The organism is Shewanella sp. ENK2, assembly GCF_043568515.1.
GTDB lineage: Bacteria > Pseudomonadota > Gammaproteobacteria > Enterobacterales > Shewanellaceae > Shewanella > Shewanella japonica.
Window position 1 is genome coordinate 2,970,832 of record NZ_CP171406.1, and the last position, 19,307, is coordinate 2,990,138.

14 protein-coding genes and 2 pseudogenes are annotated in these 19,307 nt (G+C 41.3%); 10 read left to right on the forward strand and 6 right to left on the reverse strand.

The features are described from left to right. Window positions 1–173: 173 nt before the first annotated feature. Complete coding sequence (locus ACGEDC_RS12920; protein WP_394493676.1) at window positions 174–392, reverse strand: DUF7661 family protein; 219 nt, start codon at window positions 390–392, stop codon at window positions 174–176. A gap of 255 nt (window positions 393–647) precedes the next feature. On the opposite strand from ACGEDC_RS12920, the gene gloA reads away from it, so the two are divergent. The 5 genes and pseudogenes from gloA to ACGEDC_RS12945 all read left to right on the forward strand — a co-directional run. Further along, complete coding sequence (gene gloA, locus ACGEDC_RS12925) at window positions 648–1,025, forward strand: lactoylglutathione lyase (protein ID WP_080915010.1); 378 nt, start codon at window positions 648–650, stop codon at window positions 1,023–1,025. Between the two features lie 56 nt (window positions 1,026–1,081). Continuing rightward, window positions 1,082–2,182 (forward strand): alkene reductase, encoded by a 1,101-nt coding sequence (locus ACGEDC_RS12930; protein WP_055024830.1) that lies wholly within the window; start codon window positions 1,082–1,084, stop codon window positions 2,180–2,182. Window positions 2,183–2,584: 402 nt separating this feature from the next. Then, a complete protein-coding gene (locus ACGEDC_RS12935; RefSeq protein WP_394493679.1) occupies window positions 2,585–3,436 on the forward strand; it encodes a DMT family transporter in 852 nt (283 codons plus the stop codon). A 268-nt stretch (window positions 3,437–3,704) separates the two neighbouring features. Next, window positions 3,705–4,730, forward strand: a pseudogene (locus ACGEDC_RS12940) (IS4 family transposase); the annotation flags it as partial. Continuing rightward, a pseudogene (locus tag ACGEDC_RS12945) lies at window positions 4,726–4,862 on the forward strand (cytosolic protein); the annotation flags it as partial. The pseudogenes ACGEDC_RS12940 and ACGEDC_RS12945, both read left to right, overlap by 5 nt. Here the strand turns inward: ACGEDC_RS12945 and ACGEDC_RS12950 are convergent. Together ACGEDC_RS12950 and ACGEDC_RS12955 are read right to left on the reverse strand one after the other, a co-directional pair. Further along, a complete protein-coding gene (locus tag ACGEDC_RS12950) occupies window positions 4,859–7,366 on the reverse strand; it encodes a bifunctional diguanylate cyclase/phosphodiesterase (protein ID WP_394493681.1) in 2,508 nt (835 codons plus the stop codon). The pseudogene ACGEDC_RS12945 and the gene ACGEDC_RS12950 overlap by 4 nt on opposite strands. Window positions 7,367–7,713: 347 nt before the next feature. Beyond that, entirely contained in the window at window positions 7,714–8,634 is a 921-nt protein-coding gene (locus ACGEDC_RS12955; protein WP_394493683.1) for a LysR family transcriptional regulator, read from the reverse strand. A gap of 124 nt (window positions 8,635–8,758) precedes the next feature. On the opposite strand from ACGEDC_RS12955, the gene ACGEDC_RS12960 reads away from it, so the two are divergent. The 5 genes from ACGEDC_RS12960 (at window position 8,759) to ACGEDC_RS12980 (ending at window position 14,108) form a co-directional block, all read left to right on the forward strand. Then, window positions 8,759–10,666, forward strand: a complete 1,908-nt coding sequence (locus ACGEDC_RS12960) for an alkyl/aryl-sulfatase (protein WP_394493685.1) — start codon at window positions 8,759–8,761, stop codon at window positions 10,664–10,666. Between the two features lie 107 nt (window positions 10,667–10,773). Then, window positions 10,774–11,094, forward strand: a complete 321-nt coding sequence (locus ACGEDC_RS12965) for a hypothetical protein (RefSeq protein ID WP_394493687.1) — start codon at window positions 10,774–10,776, stop codon at window positions 11,092–11,094. Window positions 11,095–11,279: 185 nt separating this feature from the next. Further along, window positions 11,280–11,822 (forward strand): magnesium transporter, encoded by a 543-nt coding sequence (locus ACGEDC_RS12970; RefSeq protein WP_394493689.1) that lies wholly within the window; start codon window positions 11,280–11,282, stop codon window positions 11,820–11,822. After that, entirely contained in the window at window positions 11,819–12,808 is a 990-nt protein-coding gene (locus tag ACGEDC_RS12975) for an efflux RND transporter periplasmic adaptor subunit (protein ID WP_394493691.1), read from the forward strand. The genes ACGEDC_RS12970 and ACGEDC_RS12975 overlap by 4 nt, the downstream gene beginning before the upstream one ends. A 79-nt stretch (window positions 12,809–12,887) precedes the next feature. Further along, window positions 12,888–14,108, forward strand: a complete 1,221-nt coding sequence (locus tag ACGEDC_RS12980; RefSeq protein ID WP_394493693.1) for an OmpP1/FadL family transporter — start codon at window positions 12,888–12,890, stop codon at window positions 14,106–14,108. A 162-nt stretch (window positions 14,109–14,270) separates the two neighbouring features. Here the strand turns inward: ACGEDC_RS12980 and ACGEDC_RS12985 are convergent, their stop codons facing one another. The 3 genes from ACGEDC_RS12985 to ACGEDC_RS12995 form a co-directional block, all read right to left on the reverse strand. Next, a complete protein-coding gene (locus tag ACGEDC_RS12985; RefSeq protein WP_394493696.1) occupies window positions 14,271–15,107 on the reverse strand; it encodes a polysaccharide deacetylase family protein in 837 nt (278 codons plus the stop codon). Between the two features lie 261 nt (window positions 15,108–15,368). After that, window positions 15,369–16,835, reverse strand: a complete 1,467-nt coding sequence (locus ACGEDC_RS12990) for a phospholipase D family protein (RefSeq protein WP_394493698.1) — start codon at window positions 16,833–16,835, stop codon at window positions 15,369–15,371. A gap of 171 nt (window positions 16,836–17,006) precedes the next feature. Beyond that, window positions 17,007–19,076: a carboxylesterase family protein gene (locus ACGEDC_RS12995; RefSeq protein WP_394493700.1), complete on the reverse strand. Its 2,070-nt coding sequence runs from the start codon at window positions 19,074–19,076 to the stop codon at window positions 17,007–17,009. Between the last annotated feature and the right edge of the window lie 231 nt (window positions 19,077–19,307).

Sequence of the window (19,307 nt, forward strand, 5' to 3'; positions counted from 1 at the left end):
CCAACAACGCTAGCGCATTAAAAAATCAGGTGACCGACCATCCTAATTAAATGGCTGAAACCTAGCACTGGTAAGGGTTTGTGGCATAGTTTGTTATCTGAGCAATGAAGAGGGCACAGGCGAAATCAAGATAGATTAATGATTAATCTGTTGTAGCAAACCAAGATAAAGAATTATTTAATACGGCTGACAGTTAGCTGATTACCTTTGGCATTCTCATGAAAGATATCCGCTAAATACTTATCCAGTTCAGATTCTGCTAAATCGGCGGGGATAACCACATCGTAAATCCTAGATCGCAATCCCGTTCCTGAATCTAAAAATAATTGCCATTCTTGGTTTTTACGCAGTACTGCCATGGTTTTGCCAAACACATCAAACGTTAAAAACATAAAACACTCCGATCTAAACCTTAGCTACAGTGTAGTGAAATGATCCCATGGGATCCATTGATATCGCAGGCACAATTTACGTGATTTTTCCTGCTATTCAATTCCTCAGTTGATAACAAAAAATTATGATTATAAGAATAAATGCTAATTATATTTTTATATTTGATAGGCGTAAAATGATGTTATTCCCATTGAGGCACACTCAAGCAACAAGCTTAATGACTTTTGTTTGAGGCCAACTTTGTAAGGCAAGTTATGAAATTTTTACACACAATGTTACGCGTCGCTGATCTTGATGCCTCTATCGAATTTTACACGAATGTGTTGGGTATGAAGGTACTTGAGCGTCACGAGAATAAAGACTATCGCTACACCTTAGTGTTTGTCGGTTATGAGCAAGGTGGCACCACAATCGAGTTAACCCATAATTGGGACACCAATGAATATGAAATGGGTAATGCTTTTGGTCATTTAGCCTTAGGTGTTGATGATATTTATGCCGCTTGCGACAAGATTAAAACATTGGGCGGTAATGTCACTCGTGAGCCAGGCCCAGTTAAAGGCGGCGAAACTCATATCGCCTTTATTACAGATCCTGACAAATATCAGATTGAATTAATCCAATTAGATTAACATCATCATATTTGCTTTCAGATTATTTTTGCCGTTTTCGATTTTAAGGAATTCCCATGAAAGACTCACTATTTCAAACGATACAGTTAGGTGAACATGCCCTAAATAATCGTATCGTCATGCCACCAATGACACGTTCACGTGCATCACAGCCAGGCAATGTCGCCAATGACATGATGGCGCAGTACTATGCTCAACGTGCGCAAGCAGGATTGATCGTCGCCGAAGGCACGCAAATTTCAGCAATGGGCCAAGGTTATGCGTGGACGCCGGGGATTTACTCAGCCGAGCAAATTGCTGGTTGGAAGAAAACCACTGACGCAGTACATGCTAAAGGCGGAGTGATATTCGCTCAGTTATGGCATGTAGGCCGTGTGACGCATCCTGAAAATATTGGTGGTCAGCAACCGATTTCATCGTCAGCGCTGAAAGCTGAAAATGTGAAAGTATTTATTGATGATGGCACTAACGCACCAGGCTTTGTTGATGTGGTTGAGCCGCGTGCAATGACCAAAGCTGATATTGAAGCTGTTATTGCTGAGTACCGTCAAGCGGCGCTGAATGCGATTGAAGCAGGTTTTGATGGTATTGAACTGCATGCTGCTAATGGTTATTTGATTAATCAATTTATCGATTCAGAAGCCAACAACCGCACTGATGAATATGGTGGCTCGATTGAAAACCGCCTGCGCTTTTTAAGTGAAGTGGTTGCAGCCATGGTTGATGCTATCGGGGCTGATAAAGTGGGCGTGCGTTTAGCGCCGTTTACCTCGCTTAATGGCACCGTTGATGCAACACCAGTCGAGACTTACACCGCAGCAGCTGCATTATTAGAGACTCACAAAATTGTATATCTGCATATTGCCGAAGTTGACTGGGATGACGCGCCTGAAACGCCAATCGAATTTAGAATCGCGGTTCGTGAAGCTTATAAAGGGGTATTAATTTATGCGGGTAAGTATGATGCTGAAAAGGGTGGAGACGCCATTGATGATGGCTTAGCTGATATGATTGGCTTTGGTCGTCCGTTTGTATCAAACCCAGATTTACCGAATAGAATTAAGCATGGCTATCCGTTAGCGGCACACGACCCTGCTACCTTATTTGGCGGCGATGAAAAAGGCCTAACAGATTACCCTGAATACAGCCCATCATGAAAAATACTGGTTAGTTAACCCAGCCGTATTTAGGCTAACATAGCCTAATAAATAGCAACCTTGCAGATGCAAGGTTGCTTTTTTATGTTTAATACGCCACACAATTACTGACAAATGAATTAACACAAACTCGATATAATTGTTGATTTCACAGTTTATTGATTCATTGTTCGTCAGTTGAGCCTTTATCGTTTATAACAACCTCAGTTTATTATTTGTCACTAGGGCCTGTTGAACTTTGCTGGTTAAGTTTTGTTCGAAATAAAAGTGTTTTAATTGAGATGGATGGATTGATGCCTTGATGCCTAGTCATCTAGGCACCTTTTATTCACAAAGATGCATCCAAAACTCGCGACAAAACAACCTTGAAAGATCAACAGCCCAGCCATTAAGAGTCTTTTTATGCGCGGAGCATTGTTTTTATTTATCGCCACCTTGTTGGCAGCATTTGGCTGGATTGCCTCGAAAATTGTGGTCACTGAAATGCCCGGTGAAAGTTTTATTGCCAGTCGTTTTTTGCTGGCAAGTCTAGTGCTGCTGCCATTTTGTTATAAAAGCCTGTGGCGACTTAGAGCGAAGCAAATCTTACTTGCTTGCTGTGTCGGCGTCTTTTTGGGGTTAGCTCTGCTGGTATGGGTACATGCGGTATCTGTGACTGCAAGTTTATCGGAGGGGGCATTTATCATGAGCCTAGCGATGATCATCGCACCGATGACAGCATGGCTATTGTTTAAGATTAAGCCCAACAAAGCCTTTTGGTACGCACTGCCACTCAGCGTAGTGGGGATGATGTTGATGACCTTGACCAATGGTTGGCAAGTGGATGAATCTCAGTGGTACTTTTTATTTGCATCAGCACTTTTATCGGTGCATTTTGTATTAAACAAAAAAATCAGTAGTCGTATAAAACCATTAGATTCCATTTGTTTACAGCTCTTTACCGTTGGTCTCGTGGGCGGTATTTACGTGCTCTTTACACAACCCGCCGCTTTTGAGCTAAACAGCACCTTACTGGCGTGGTTTGTTATATCGACAGTCTTTGCCACATCGATGCGTTATTTGCTGCAAACATTAGGACAATACTCAGTGAACATGGAAACAGCGGCACTTATCATGATCCTAGAGCCGATATGGACACTCTTGCTGAGTGTAATGGTGCTTGGTGAAGCGATAGAAATTCAAAAACTGGCAGGTGGTTTGGTCATCTTTTTATCTTTGTTTATGTATATTAAGTTATCTAAACGACCCAATTGATTGCTCGCTTAAAGGGTAGGCTTCAAGTTTGTTGGCACACTTTCGCTACTTTGAAATTGCACCCACAGCTCACTCATAAGCGAGTAGTGGGTGAGGTAGAAGAGGGATATTAAAAGCATTGCTAACGAATAATTAAGTTTACTCTGACCCTGACGAATCCCCACGAAATAACATACAGAAACAATAAGATATTTAAATTAGGTTGGAACATTCATGGCATTTGGTGATCAAATTTATCGCCAAACAAAAATTACCACGAGCAAATGCCATGAATGCAAAGCAAGTTTTATCAAAATGCCTATCACTTGTCACCCCAATGATGCACAAAACTCGTCGACTGAGCCTATTTACTGCCATCGAAAGTTCGATGAATGGGGGCTCTATTTCTGTTACTGGTCTTGGTCGAGACATTGATAGTAAAGCCATGGAAAAGCACAAGATTAAGCGTGTAGACAGGCTTTGTAGTAACACTCATTTACATCGTGATATTGAGTTTATCTATAGCCGTATGGCCTATCTGCTAGTGGGGAATATTAAACAGCCAATTATTCATATTGATTGGTCTGATTTGGATGATCGTAAACAGAATTTCCTCATCCGTGCATCCCTTGCTGCTCAAGGACGCTCACTTACGCTATACGAAGAAATACATCCTATTAATAAGAAAGAGAAGCCAAAGACTCACCTACTATTTCTGACAAAATTAAAGACGATGCTGCTCAGTGATTGCAAGCCTATCATCGTCACCAATGCAGGCTTTCGCATACCTTGGTTTAGGCAGATACTATCGCTTAAATGGGATTACGTTGGGCGCATTAGGAATAGAACACACTGCAAAAAACTCTCAGAGCAGCATTGGTACCCAGTTAAGAAACTGTATGTTCAAGCAAGCTCTAGAGCCAAATGGCTTGGGGAATTTCTATTAGGTGAGAACTCGCCATTTCAATCTCGGTTGGTGCTTTTTAAGCGAGCAGTAAGAGGACGAAAAGATAAAAATGCTGTTGGCGATAAAGCTAGAAGTAGCAAGCGTTCTCGAGCCAATGCTGAGCGAGAAAAAGAGCCTTGGTTATTGGCAACATCTCTTTATCAGTCGAAGGCTAGCGCTAAGCGTGTTGTTCAAATTTATGCGACCAGAATGCAGATAGAGGAAAGCTTTAGAGATGTTAAAACAGGCCTAAAATTGAATGATAGTGGTACTCGAATAATAACTAGACTTAGCGTATTACTAATGATTGCCTCCTTGTCTCAATTTACACTGTACCTCTTAGGGTTAGCGGTGAAATCTGCAGAAAAGTCAGGATAACGAAGAAGATTTGAACCCACAGTTTGCCTGCATAGTTGAAGGGCGTGGTCGGGGGGTATCTATCACGGCGGCTTTGTTGCTTTTGTGGATGACGAACACACGCTTATTACCCGAATGGACTAACCATGTGATGCAAACTCAGGGGTAAAGTACTTTTGTTGTAGTTGCTCTACTGTCAGCGGCTTATCGAAGTAATACCCTTGAATGAGGTCACATCGGTATGATTTTAACGTTAAGAACTGCCTTTTTTCTTCAACGCCTTCAGCGACAACACTGATGTTGTAAGCTTCACTTATGGCAAAAATTGCTTTTACGAGTGCATTACTTTGCTTACTGCTATTAATATTATTAATAAAGCATCGATCAATTTTGATTTCAGTAATCGGTAGCTCGTTTAAATAACTTAATGAAGAGTAGCCAGTGCCAAAGTCATCAAGGGAAATACCAAATTTTAGTGCCTTTAATTCATTTAAAATTATGGCGGTCATTTTTAAATCTTGAAGCACTAAGTTTTCAGTAATTTCTAAGGTAATACGATGAATATCAATACCCACTTCACTGACGATTTGGGTCACTGATTCTACGAAGTTGATATCCACTAATTGCTTAGGTGAGATATTGATTGAGACATTGATTGCACCATGCCCATTGGGCGATGTTGCTAAGATATCTTCACAGGCTTTACGAAAGATAAATAAACCAATATCAATAATCAGTCCGGTTCGTTCTGCAAGGTTAATAAACACGTCGGGTGAAATTGAACCAAGCTTTGGGTTATTCCAACGAGCAAGCGCTTCAACGCTTTGTATTTTCACATTGCGGGTATTGATTTGAGGTTGATACAAAACGCTAATTTCATTGTTGTCTAATGCCTCCCTTAGTTGCTCTTCAAGCTGATACTCATAACTGACCTGAGCATCAACTTCTGCATTAAAGAATGTGACTGAGCCGTTTAAATTGGTTTTAGATTTATAAAGTACGATGTCAGCTTTTCGGATTAAGCCTTCAGGATCTTGGCTGTCTGAGGGATACATACTAATACCGATACTGCACTTAATCATATGTTCAGTGTTATTTACCGTATAGGCTTTATTTAAGATCGTTTGTATTAGCGCAATTTTTTGATGCACTTGTTGGTTGTTATCTAAGTTAGGAAAGCAAAATGCAAACTCATCGCCACCAAAGCGTGCCAAGGTATCGATAGGTTCAATTGATTGCGCTAGGGCTTGGCTTAATTTTTTAAGTAATTCATCTCCTGATGATTGGCCATAAATATCATTAACCTTTTTGAAGTTATCAATATCAATCAGCACCAGCGCGAGCTTTTTATGGTGTTTTTTAGCAGATTTAAGATCTTGGTTAATCTTGTCTAATAAACACATTCGATTAGGAAGCCCAGTTAATGCATCATGCATTGCCATATGTTTCATGGTGGCTTTTGAGTTGGCTAACTTAGTAAAATCCTTTTCGATACGGTGTTTAAACTTCTTGAATCGATTCGCAATAAGGTTACTTGCAAATAAACAGCCTCCCACCATGAGAAAAGTGGAGATGATACTTAATGTCAGTACCTTCATTAATTTCTCGTGGTTATTGAGCAGCAAGGCTTCTTGCTTGCTCATAAGGTAAGCTTCAAAGTCATGGGAATTGAAATGAGAGCCAACAATCCAGCCCCATGGTTCAAACAGTTTGGCATAAGTGATTTCTACAGGGGTTAATGCAAACTCTGTTTGGCTCGATAAATCAAACTCCACCAAGTTACCTTCAGTGGTTACTTGGGAAAGTAGCTGTTTCACCATTTGTTGCGTTGTATCTTCATGGCGCTCAATAAAAGCATGCTCGTTATGCGTGATAGGGTTAGCGAGTGAGTGACCTTGTTTGTCAATGACAAACAGGCGTTGATGATTACCGTAGTCGTATTCAGAAATCCAATTCAGTAAGGTTGCCTTCTCATCATTTTCAACATCGGCGATATACTCTCCAGTCCCGATAAACCAATTAAATGGGGTAAATTGTTTACCAAAGCCGACTTTTTCGAATTCTTGTGTGGCTGGGTACCCTGGTTTTTGGTACCACCAATGATAAAAGGCTTCACCTTGTTGGCGTTTTATTTTATTGATGTGCTCTTGCAGGATGAAAGTGCCGCGTAAATCTTGGGCATCCCATACTGAGGTGCCTTCCAGATGGGGCTTTAATCCATGTAGGATATTATTGCCCTGCATGTCAAAAATGAAAAAATACCCTCTGCCATCATTAAAGCGTATCGGCCTTAACGCATTGATAATCATTTTTATGACGTCTGATTTCGGCTTGTCAGGATTATTAACGAATATACTTTGCGCGATTGAGTGGGCTTCATCGACCCGTGATTTGGACTGTTGTTTTAGTTGTGATAACACCAGGTTGTTTTTGAATTGAATGACATTGATGACTTGATTTACTTGTTGATTAATCTCTTTTTTCTGACGAGAAATAACGTCTTCTCGAAGGGATAGGATGCTTTCATTTTCTTTTTGTTGGTTGTCATGAATGATGACCGCATTGATCACTATCATAAAAAAGCATACCGTTAGCGCAGGGGCATACTTGATTAAGTTAATCAGTTTTTGGTCATTCCATAGCAGCATAATCTTCCTTGAATATCCTTTAATTTCTGTTTTAGCTTAGACTAATCATAGAACAAAACTCAATGCCCCTTATTAAGATAAATAATATCGATATCAATTACTTTGGATTATGTGAGAATCATCAAGCTATTGATGGTATTTAATGAGGTTTGGTTGCTTTTTCATCAAGGTTAAGTGCTGAGTTAACATGTCCCATGATATTTCGATAAGTGTCGACCCACAGGTGTCTTGATTATCTGCTAAGTATTGTAATACCTCTTTATGGGCTTGATTGCTGACACCTCGTTACTAACGATTGTTGCGATGAGGAGCGCCAAATAAAATAGCGTTATCCGATATCATTCAACTTAAACTCTACTATATTTTTGGGTCGCTTTTTCAAGTTGGTTACGTAGCCATTTATGGCTTGGGTCATTGGTTCTTGATGAATGCCAGTACATGGCGACTTCCACTGGATCTTGTAAAAAACTGGCGTCGAGCTGTTTGAGGTTGAATACATCAACGTATTTATCGACTAATCGCTGCGGTAAAATGGAGATGTAATCACATTGCTCAATCACTGGAAGCATTTCAATAATACTGCTAGCTTGCCATGCGATTTGTCGTTTCCCTAAAGTGCTTTCATCTTTTAATCCACGTCCCATCAAATAACCGTCTTGTTGATCTAATTGAGAATGAATCACATGTTTTTCTGCGAGGAAGGATTCAATGGTGATTTTATTATCTTTGAACCTTGGATGCTCCTTACGACACATCACACACAGGTTGTCTTTCATAATGACTTTAGAGCGTAAATCACTGTGTTGATTCGAGTGCGCCTCAATGACTAAGTCGCATTGTTGTGAACGCAGGATATTGGTGAGGTCATGGTTAAATAGCGGTTCGACTTTGACACTGGCTAATGGCGCTTCATGGCTCATTAAGGCTGCAAGCTCAGGGAGCAGGGTATAACCGAATACACTTAATGACGAAATAACAAATTGTTTGTCACATTTTAGCGGATCAAACTTTTTAAATTCGGGCATGGTATAGGCGATATTTTCCACTGCGCTTGCCAATGTTGGATAGATATCAAAAGCAAACTGAGTGGGTTCAACTCCATGGCTGCTACGAATAAAAAGCGGGTCTTTAAAAACGTCTTTAAGCCTTGTCACACCTTGGCTGACAGCCGATTGGCTAATGCCTAAACGCTTGGCTGCTTTGGTGTAACTTTTCTCTTCGACTATGGCTACAAAGGTCGGAATAAGACTGTAATCTGAATGCTTCATTTCTTAACTTAAGTGTCATTATCGCTCTTGATATAAGTTAACTTATATCATATATCAGCTAACTTCTGCAGTATTTATATACGATACCTCCATCAAATATTGATAATTATGAAACGAGGTTTATATGAAACGATCTGTCATTACGTTATCTGTTCTTTTAGCTACTTCTTTTTCAAGCACAACACTTGCAGCTGATGCACATCAACATAGGTTTGATGGTGTGAGTGTCGATATTCCAACGCTTTCTCATGATTATTACTTGGGAGAAAACTCAGGTGCCACTCATTTTTGGCACGGTGATACCCAAGATATGACTTTCATTCCAACTGGCGGTAATGACGCCTTTGACGCTGAATCTGACAAGGTTCACCCACAGTTAACTGCTCACTCAAAGAAAATGGACAAAGGCTTATTTGTCTATAAAGACAAATTTTATCAAGTCTATGGTTATGGCTTAACGTCGCCGATGATTGTTGATGGTGACAAGGGGTTATTGATTTTTGACCCTGTTGAGTCAGTGGACAAAATGCAAGCTGTAATGGCTGATTTTCGTAAAGTGACTGGCAACGAAAAGCCTGTTGCAGCTGTGATGTATTCTCACTGGCATCCAGATCACTACGCTGGTGTTCGCGGTATTGAAGGTGTAGAAAACGCTAAAATTATTGCCCACGATACCTTTATGAAAAACGTAGTGAAAGGCTCTATGGGCGGCACAGGCCCAGCACTTGGTTTCCGCGTTGATTATTCATTAGGCACGTTACTTAATGTTGAAGAAGGCGGCCGTATTAATGGCGGCTTAGGCCCTGACTTTGAAATCCGTGAGCACAGCTTAATTAAGCCAAATACCTTAGTTGAAGGAATGTTTGGAAAGTTAGAAATGGAAATTGAAGGAGTAAAAGTAGAATTTAAACATGTACCTTCAGAAGCTTCTGATGAAATCACCGCTTACTTCCCTGAATTTGACATGCTGTTTGGTTCAGAAGTCATCCAAGGTGAGAGTTTCCCGAACTTACACACTATTCGTGGCACCCAGTATCGCGACCCAAGTGTGTGGTTCCCAGGTATTGATTTGCTACGTGAATACAAAGCGAACACTATGATGTTATCTCACGGCCGCCCAGTTAATGGTGCTGCCCATGTAGATGACACTTTAACGTCTTATCGTGACGCGATTCAATTTACCTATGACCAATCTATTAAAGCCATTAACAATGGGGCGACACAGGAAGATTTAATCCGTCAAATCACCTTACCTGAGCACTTGGTTAACCATCCTTGGTTAGGTGACTTCTACGGATCTATTCGCCACGCAGCAAAGCAAATCTTTGTTGGTGAAATGGGTTGGTTTGATGGTGACCCAACAACACTTAACCCAACTTACTCAGTTGAAGCATCTCAGCGTTATGTTGCGATGGTTGGCGGCAAAGACAAGATGATGGATTTTGCGGTTGATGCTTGTGATAACGGTGACTTCCAATGGTGTGCAGAATTAGCAACCCACGCCATTCGAATCGATTTGAACGATATGGAGCCTCGTGAGCTAAAAGCGATGGCGCTAAGAGAGTTAGGTTACAGAGAAACCAACAATAACTGGCGCAACTGGTACTTAACCTCAGCGCAAGAGTTGGATGGCACAATTGATTACTCGAAGAAGATTAATCTTCAAGCACCTGACTTAATGGCTGAATTTGAGCCATCGCAGTTAGTCAATGCATTACGTTTCAGCTTGAACGCTGAGCGTAGCCAAGACAAACACTTTACGGTTGCATTTGAATTCGGCGATACCAATGAAACCCATGCTCTTGAAGTGCGTCGCAGTGTGGCCCAGTTCCATAAAGACTATGAAGGTGAGCCAAAGGCTACAGTTAAGTTAACTAAAACTGTGTTCTTAGGACTACTGGTCGGTAAAGTCGATTTCGTTAATGCGGTTCAACAAGGATATATCCAAGTGAGCGGCGATGCGACTGCGGTACCTGAGTTCTTCGGTTTATTTGATAAGCCAGCAGAATCACCAAAAATCACTCTTCGTTAGTCCTCGTAAAGGTTGATTAAGCAGAGTATGCCAGCAGATAGGTTGGCATACTCAAACCTTAACGCTTATCAAAGCATACTTAAGTTGAATCACAAGTAAGGAGCTAGATGATGAAAAGCAGTTTATTGACTACGTCATTTTTGTTCGTCATCAGTGTATCTGCAATGCCATTGACTGTGAGTGCATGTGGTGGCGATGTTGATATGTCTGTCCCGCATATTCATGACGAAAATGGCTTTATGATTGCGATTAAACAGGCTGATAACCAACCGTTAAAGCACATTGATATTAATCAGATTTTTGCTGGAGAGTTAGCTAATCATGATAGCCACGATAGCCATCAGCATCATGGTAATAGTCATAGTCATCATGAGCATAATCAACATCATGACGAGCAACAGGTTAATCATCTACACGCACCTGAGTAATACCAAAGCAACTAGCTTAGTCATTACATGAGCCAATGAAATCAGAAGGCATTTCTCAATGTCGTCACATGGAAGTTCACTGATCTTCGCGACGTTATTAACACTTGCACCCAGCTAGCGCGAGTCGTTATTGACCTCACTTTTCAACATGTTTGCACCATGGTGAATGTTAAAGAGGAAAGGATATGAACGTTTTAAAAAGTATTTTCCGAGTAATATTTATTATATGTAAAGTATTACTGAAGTTTATGAGCTTTATGGCAGTTATGATTGCCGGCGCTTATCTACTTGCCCCAATGGGCACAATCAACTCTAAAGATATCGATTTAACCCAATTCAGTAACACCCCTAATGACGCCATGATGATGATATTTAACTCTGAGTATTTCAGTGGTTATCTGTTTTCAGTCACCATTGCGCTAGCCCTATTTGTCGCTTACCTATTGTGGGACCTTCATGAAGTCGCGGTACATAAAGCCGAAGAGAAGAAGAGCTCGCATATTCAATTAGTGTTTGCCTTGTCTCTTTGTGGCTTGTTTGTCCATAAAGCTTGGTGGGTACTTGCCATCATTATCGCTTTTGCTAATTGGGAACAATTAGGAAAGTCACTCACTAATATTCTTCGTAATAGCCGCTTCGAAAAGGAGCTACAAGATGTTGTCGATAATGCTGACAATCAAGTATTGGCTATTAATCAGTCTGAAACAAAAGTTGAGGTGAAGTCATGAAAGAAGTGATGATCCCGTACATTTTATTAATGTGGATTTTAATCTCTACCGGTGCAATTAAGTGGACACTGAAAAGTGCATTTTGGATAGTTTCTGGTGGGGTATTAATTCTGGTGTTGTTAGGTGTGTTATCGCGCTTATGGGCACCTGTGGATTTAACCTACTCATCGACCATTAAAGCCCCGCATTCAGTACTTTCAACAGTACTTCGCGAACAGATAGATGAGATCCATGTAGAACATAACCAGTACGTCGAAAAAGGCGAGGTGATTTACACCTTAGTCGATACTAGCTCAAATGCTGACATGGAAAATATCAATGCATCAATCGTGACTCAAGAAGAGTCTATCGCCCAGATGCTACGTGATATTAAGCGTGCGGAGATTTCTCCTGAAATCTTTAAAGAACGTGATATTGAGAGTTACCAATCGCAATTACGTATTGCCCGCTCAAATTTAGTATCGCTGCACGCTGATTATAAACGTGTTGAATTTGAACAAGACAGAAAGACGGTTCGCGCCCCTTTTGATGGTCAAGTTGCAGTGGTCAATGTCGCCGATGGCAGTCGTATGGGTAATATGCATTTATATGATACTTCTCGTAAATTTTTAGAGATGCGCATACCAGACCAAACCTTTAGATATGTTGAAAAAGGCCAATTTGCTGAGTTTTATGTTGATGCATACCCAGGCGAAGTGTTCCGCGCCAAAGTACACAGCTTTACCGCGGGTACTGGTGAGTCATCTATCTCGCCACTTCAGGGACCGCAAAGTGTACGTCAACATGTTGGGGCAAATACCAGTTCTCATGGTCGTACTGTGATTTTAGAAATCTTTGAACCTGAAGGGAAAATTATTCCAATTGGGGCGACAGGCTCGGCGTGGATTGCAGCGAAAAAGCCACATGCTTTCTTTGGTTTTATTGACGTAATTGGCGCAGCCACAGTCAGACTTCATTCTTATAAATCTTATCTCAACGCCATGTAATTGTGCTGGCTAGGTCTTCACTGGCATTAACTGAAACCTAGCCTACTCATCCATCAAAGATGACTCATTTGGAATAACCATGAAACAACATACTATTTCGATTATTGCGCTATCAATGTTAGTCGCAACCAACGCTAATGCTGGTGCTTATATGTTCCCAGAATTAGGAATGATGAGTAACAGCACAGCTGGAGCAGGAGCACAAGCAATTGCAGAAGGCGCTGAAACAGCTTTTGCTAACCCCGCAGCTATGTCTGAGTTTGATACGCCAGTGATGGCATTTAATATTCAAGGCATGGTATCGAGTATTGATTATACCGATAGCGGATCAACGGGTGTTTTTGCTGGTGGCGATGATCAAACTGCCGCTGGCACTAGCATGCCTGTAGGTTCTTTTTATTATATTCAACCTATTAATGACAAATGGACTGCTGGTGTCGCCTTGGCTTCAAGTGGCGGTTCGTTGATTGACTACGGCCCTGATTATGCAGGCGCTTTATTACTACAAGATGCGCAGTTGCTGACTGTGCAACTTAACCCAAGTGTGTCATATAAAGTGAATGAACAGCTGTCATTTGGCGTTGGGTTAGTGTCTGAATTGGGGGTGTTGGAGCAGAGTTTGGCTGGGAGCACCGACGGTATTATTCCGAAAATTGAAGTCACTGGTGACAGTCTAGATTTTGGTTATACCTTGAGTAGTTTTTATAAAATCGATGCGAATAACCAAATCGGTTTTACATATCGCTCGGAAATCGATCATGAATTAGATGGCGAGATAACCGCTTTAAGTGCCAGTAACGACTCATCAATTAATGTGGTCATGCCTGCGATGGCATTATTAAGTGGTCATCATCAAGTGACTGCAGACACTGCAATGATGTGGAGCGTAGGCTGGACTGATTTTAGTAAAGTTGCTGAAACCCCTGTGACACTAACCAATGCAAGCGGCGGCATTGCTCGCGATTGGAAAGATACCGTTTCAGCCAGTGTTGGCGTGCATTATCAGCTTAACAGTAAGTGGCGTTTAGAAAGTGGTGTTTATTATGAGACATCACCTCAAGACGATCCAACTTATCAGTACCCTGATGTACCAACTGGTGAAATCTGGAAGTTGGGTATGGGCGCAAGTTATGAGCTGAACTCGCAATGGCGTTTACAGATGTATTACGAGTATTTATATGCAGGTCAATCGAGTATTGAATATACCTTGTTAGAAGGTTCACCATTGGAGAGTACGCTACAAGGCGATTACGACATTGACTTGCAATTCTTTGGCTTATTAATGAACTATCGTTTCTAGTCATTTATTGCTTACAGTCATTTATTTTTATAGCCAATGAGCGCTTAAAACAGGGCTTAAAGCAGGGCTTAAACAGTTAGAACAATATAATCTTAGCCGCTATTTAAATAGCGGCTTTTTATATCTAGCTTTGGTAACTGATTTGTTCAATTGGGGGAGTTCTTAATTGACTGTAACGGGCGCAGTGGCAAATTGCTGTTGCACATGCTGCATAATATTTAAATAGCTATCGACCCAAAGGATGTCTTGGTTGTCAGCTAAGTATTGCAATAACTCTTTATGAGCTTGATTACTCACAGTTAAATAATCCCCTTCAATGCCATGAAATATAATATTGGCTACACCGCCTTGCGCTTTAGCTTTCTCTACAAAATCAATTAACGTTTGGCCGTCGACATTGTCTGGCATGAGCAGTAAATCAAATTTAGGAGGGAATTGTGGGTTGTAGCCTTTTATCGCGACAAAGTTATTACGGATAGCATCAATATAATTGCCATTAGCTGCAATAAAATCCCCACAGGGCGGAGTAAAAGTGCGCTGGGTTTGTTGGTCTATGGCGCGTAAAAATGTGTTGGCGGTCATGACTTCTTGCTGCAGTTGTAACACGGTTTTGCTGTCGAGGTTATTGTGCGGCGCGACCCATTCACGGTCGTCGAGTTTTTTACTGCATGCATGGAACAAGGTGTGGTTACCTAACTCATGGCCATTTGCAGCAATCGCTCGCCACTGCTGAAGTCCTGCTTCAGTACCAGGATTTGCCAAGGTAAGATAAAAAGAGGCTTTAAAGTTGTATTTATCAAGGGCTGGGATAGCATATTCTAGCTGACTCATTAACGCGTCATCATAGGATAAACTCACCGCTGCTTGATAATGATTAGGCCAGCTAAATTGTGGGTTTATGTTGGCAGAGTAAGCATTATGAGTCGTAAATATTGTTGTAAACACTATCTTAAATAATATGACCACAATGATCAGTGCAAATCGACATAGAACCTGCATGAATAGCTTTCTCCTTGCTTTCTATCAACGAGTTCATGAACTAAATCAGTGACTCATTCAATGAGCTAATTCAATATACTGGCTCAATGACTAATTCAATGTATTAGCTCAATGGCTCATCTCATCAAAGCAGCTAATACAATTTCACCACTGTGTTTAAGTGGTATTCCTGCTGTTACAAAAAGTAATTACAACAAACTACTACAACAAGCTATTGTGCACAAAAAAGCGCCTGTTTAACAGACGCTAATATCATCAATATTATAGCTCGGACTCACCATCCATTTGCCTAAATAGCCAGTCGGGTAAACTATGCCAGCCGCCATAATTGGGATTGGATAGGTGAACTTCATCTTTTGAACGCCACTCTATTTGTCCATCTTGTTGGGTCACATGCCAATACAACGCTTGTTTTTGACTGAATAAGTAATCATTTAACTTTGCAGCAAATGCTTCACTATCGACAAATAAACCAAATTCGACATTTAAAAAATCGGAGCGTGGGTCAAAGTTAGATGAACCCACATACGACACTTTATTGTCTAAAATCAGCGTTTTATTGTGATAATAAGTATCGGCATGATACAGGTGATCTTCGTTTTTAGCTTTATCTTTATACTCATAAATATCAACGCCTAAATCCAATAAGGTTTGACGGTGCTTTTGGTAGTAAGCAGGAATAAATAGTGAGTCATTCGAAGCCGATGAGTTAGTGACCACACGCACTTCAGCACCTTGTGCTGTCAGCTGCTCAATGACATCAAAATGGCCATTAGTTGGCACCATATAGGGCGATGAAATCGTTGCTTGCTGTGTTTTTGCAAGGTGCTGTTTCATCGCTTGTTCTGCACGAGCTCTAAAATATGGCAAGCTATCATCCATTTTTTTGAGTGAGTCAAAAATGGGTGTCACAGTGACATCAATAAAACTTGGCGGCGTTAAGCTGGCTGTCGTTCTCTCGATGTCGGCGACAATGGATTTATGTTTTTGCTGATGCTTTTTAAGTGCCTTATTAAATTCGACCATCTCAGTTGTTGGCTTAACATTAATTAACTCAGCTACCGCCACGACATAAGGTGACTGCCACTGCTTATCATAGTTGTCGGCAAATGCGGCAATGACTTCACCTTGAAATAGCACATCAAGATCGAAAAAGTTGGCGCTTTTACTGTAGCCAAAATATTCATCACCAATATTTCGCCCGCCTAAAATCATCTGCTGGTGGTCCACGTTGAAATACTTTTCATGTAAACGATTATCTAGGTTTTTTTGATGCATCTGAAAGTCTAGAGCACGGCCAATCCAACCTGATTTACGTGAGTTAAACGGGTTAAAAATTTTAATCTCAATGTTGGGGTGACTATCAATATCAGCAAGCCATTTCTCGTTAAAGACCAATAAGTCATCTAAGGTCAGTCTGACTTTAACGCCGCGCTCTGCAGCAAGGTATAGCTCGTTTAATAGGGTTAAACCTAATGTGTCACCATTCCATGAAAAGTAGGTCATATCGATGCTAGATTGTGCCTGTTGTACTAGCTCAATTCTGCGTGCAAAAGCTTCATTAGCGGCAGGGATTAAGTAGGCCTTCGCTTGGTATTGACGCGATTTGGCATTGGCTTCAAAGTTTTCTGGCACGCTTGGATTCGGTGATGCGCAGCCCACTAAACTTACTAGCGTAATAAGTGCTGCCCATAAGGGGAATTGTCGGTATCGAGTTAAGCAATTCATTGTCGTTATCTCGTTGTATTGCTACCAGTATTTGAGGCATGACTTAACCCAAGTGCCTGTGAGGTACTTGCTGACATGCAAAGCAAATTGAAGTGATAACAATTGATAGAATTTGAGTGATAAAAAGGCCAGCAAGGCTGGCCTTTTATGAATTAACGTTGGCTATATTGATTAGTTGATATATGGACTAATCAAATCAAGGTTTTCAAGGCCAGTTAAACGTCCTTTACGTAGTGCAGGGTCAAGGCCTTGATGAGTCTGTTGATCCCAGCCTTCCACATAAGATTCGTTACCGTCTTTGTCGAAGACTAGAACACCATCACCATCAACTGTGTATTGGTATTGCTCAAACAACTCGTCGCTAAACCAAAGGCGAGACATTTTTTCCATTAACGCCGTATCTTTTTTACTTGGTGAAACGGTTTCACCATCAAGTTTTAGCGCTTTGTTGAAAACAAATGGCAGCTCTGATGCGTTACAGGCGCCGAAAATACAGCTAACTGACTTAATGATATCGCCAATATCTACATTACCTTCAGGGCCATCAGTGTTGTAAGTCCACACGTTAAAGCTTGGTTGGTAGCCAAAGTGGTAAAAGGTTGCTTCAACGTTATTTGCCTGTGCTTCACGGGCTTGAATACGAGCAGGGCCACTGAATAAGGTGTCATTTAGCATCATGTTAAATTGACTTCTGTTTGCTAATCCACCGCTTAAGTCGCCTTCAGAGTTAGGATAATAGTCAGTAAGGCCAAGTAGTCCGCTAGTTAAGTCACCATTGCCTAAGCCATAGAAGAAGGTCGTAATGGCGCTATATGCTGTGATGTCACCAAGATCTAGCTCTGCGCGTACATCATCAGCATTCATGCTAGATAACTTTTGCTGAGCCAGTGCTTGGTTTTCTTCATGGCTTAACCATTCGATAATGGCCTCAGGTGTTAACTCTTCACCTTCTTCAGGATCAGATAGTAAACCACCAATTAAAAACGTTAAGCTTGGTAGCATAGCAATAGTATTAGACTCTTCACTGTTAACGCCAACCACAGTCGGCACAGTAAAGTGACTTAATGCAGGTTGCTCTGTTAAGTGGTGTCCCTCGATTGCAGAGCCAAAAGTTGGTTTATAGTATTCAACATAAGGCGCGAATGGCATAAGGTTAGCCATTGGTGATGCTTCACCAGATATTTTACTGGTCAAGCACAAACCACTGCCTACGAGGTTATCAAGATCGACACAGCTAAGGCCGGTCCAATCTCCAATACGGCCTAATGGAGAATTCACTTTAGCTTGCAACTCCATTAACTGTTCAACTGGCATGTCGGCAATATTAAGTTCACTGAGCTCTGGCATGTCAGCTTGAGTGTCTTCAATTTTGCTAGCAAAACTTTTTGCTTGGCTGTAAGTGCGATAGTCAAATCCGTATGGGTTACTTTGCATAATAGCGCGTCTAAAGTACTCACCTGCTATCGGCTCTTCAGTGGCTTCTTGTTGTAATATGCCCACAGACATAGCACCAGCACCTTGACCAACTAAAGTGACATTGTCAGCTGCACCACCGAAATCACCAATATTTTGGTTTACCCATTCAAGGGCGCGTTTTTGATCGCCAAGGCCAAAGTTGCCGCCAAGGCTATCTTCACCGCCTTTGTCTTGCCAATAGCTACCTAGCATGCCTAAACGGTAGTTTATGGTGATTGCAATAAACTGATTATTTTCTACGGCACCTTGGGCAACCACTGTATCGCCATGAATTAATGGCTCTGAGTTAGCGCCGTATTCGAAATCACCACCGTGAATGAAGACATAGACAGGTAATGATTCATCACCTGTTAAATCTGCTGGTCGCCAAATATTAAGGTTAAGGCAGTCTTCAGCTTGTGCTTGAGTTGTGGTTTTTAACTGTGGGCAAGCAAAACCAAATTCAGTGGCATCAATATCAGCGGCTAACTCAGTCACAGTACTGTGCTGAAAACGCTCTGCTGTGGCGTAAGTAATGCCCTTGAATGTTTCGATACTGGCAAGTGATTTTTCACCTGTCACTGAGGTAACAACATGAGACTCTTTTAGGGCTTCAACCTGACTTTGGCCAATGGTTAACGTGACCTCTTCAGTCGGAAGTGGCGTGACTTCTGGTGGTGGTGGCGGTGGCGTCGGTGTTGTTTCGTTATTATCATCGCTGCCAGAACAAGCTGCTAATGTGAATGCGATTGAAACAGCAAGTATGGTTTTATTGAATATTGTCATTTTCGTGTCCTGTAATGGCCTAATCGTCCAAACGTAACCTGTTATTTGCTAATGAGGCTGATTGATTATTGTTAAGGCCTGATAGCTAGGTTGTTTGCAAATGTGGCTGTATATTAATTGTTCAACGCCTACATGCGTAATCGGTTATGTAGGATGAAACCCTCATGAAAAATCAGCCCTGAATGTCAGCCTTACCCGTTGAGGTGCGTGCAAGGAGAAATGACTCACTCA

Coding starts and splice junctions, on each gene's coding strand:
- ACGEDC_RS12970 (WP_394493689.1), top strand. CDS start 11,280: ATGAACGTTTTAAAAAGTATTTTCCGAGTAATATTTATTATATGTAAA.
- ACGEDC_RS12975 (WP_394493691.1), top strand. CDS start 11,819: ATGAAAGAAGTGATGATCCCGTACATTTTATTAATGTGGATTTTAATC.
- ACGEDC_RS12960 (WP_394493685.1), top strand. CDS start 8,759: ATGAAACGATCTGTCATTACGTTATCTGTTCTTTTAGCTACTTCTTTT.
- ACGEDC_RS12920 (WP_394493676.1), bottom strand. CDS start 392: ATGTTTTTAACGTTTGATGTGTTTGGCAAAACCATGGCAGTACTGCGT.
- gloA (WP_080915010.1), top strand. CDS start 648: ATGAAATTTTTACACACAATGTTACGCGTCGCTGATCTTGATGCCTCT.
- ACGEDC_RS12955 (WP_394493683.1), bottom strand. CDS start 8,634: ATGAAGCATTCAGATTACAGTCTTATTCCGACCTTTGTAGCCATAGTC.
- ACGEDC_RS12980 (WP_394493693.1), top strand. CDS start 12,888: ATGAAACAACATACTATTTCGATTATTGCGCTATCAATGTTAGTCGCA.
- ACGEDC_RS12950 (WP_394493681.1), bottom strand. CDS start 7,366: ATGCTGCTATGGAATGACCAAAAACTGATTAACTTAATCAAGTATGCC.
- ACGEDC_RS12995 (WP_394493700.1), bottom strand. CDS start 19,076: ATGACAATATTCAATAAAACCATACTTGCTGTTTCAATCGCATTCACA.
- ACGEDC_RS12930 (WP_055024830.1), top strand. CDS start 1,082: ATGAAAGACTCACTATTTCAAACGATACAGTTAGGTGAACATGCCCTA.
- ACGEDC_RS12935 (WP_394493679.1), top strand. CDS start 2,585: ATGCGCGGAGCATTGTTTTTATTTATCGCCACCTTGTTGGCAGCATTT.
- ACGEDC_RS12990 (WP_394493698.1), bottom strand. CDS start 16,835: ATGAATTGCTTAACTCGATACCGACAATTCCCCTTATGGGCAGCACTT.
- ACGEDC_RS12985 (WP_394493696.1), bottom strand. CDS start 15,107: ATGCAGGTTCTATGTCGATTTGCACTGATCATTGTGGTCATATTATTT.
- ACGEDC_RS12965 (WP_394493687.1), top strand. CDS start 10,774: ATGATGAAAAGCAGTTTATTGACTACGTCATTTTTGTTCGTCATCAGT.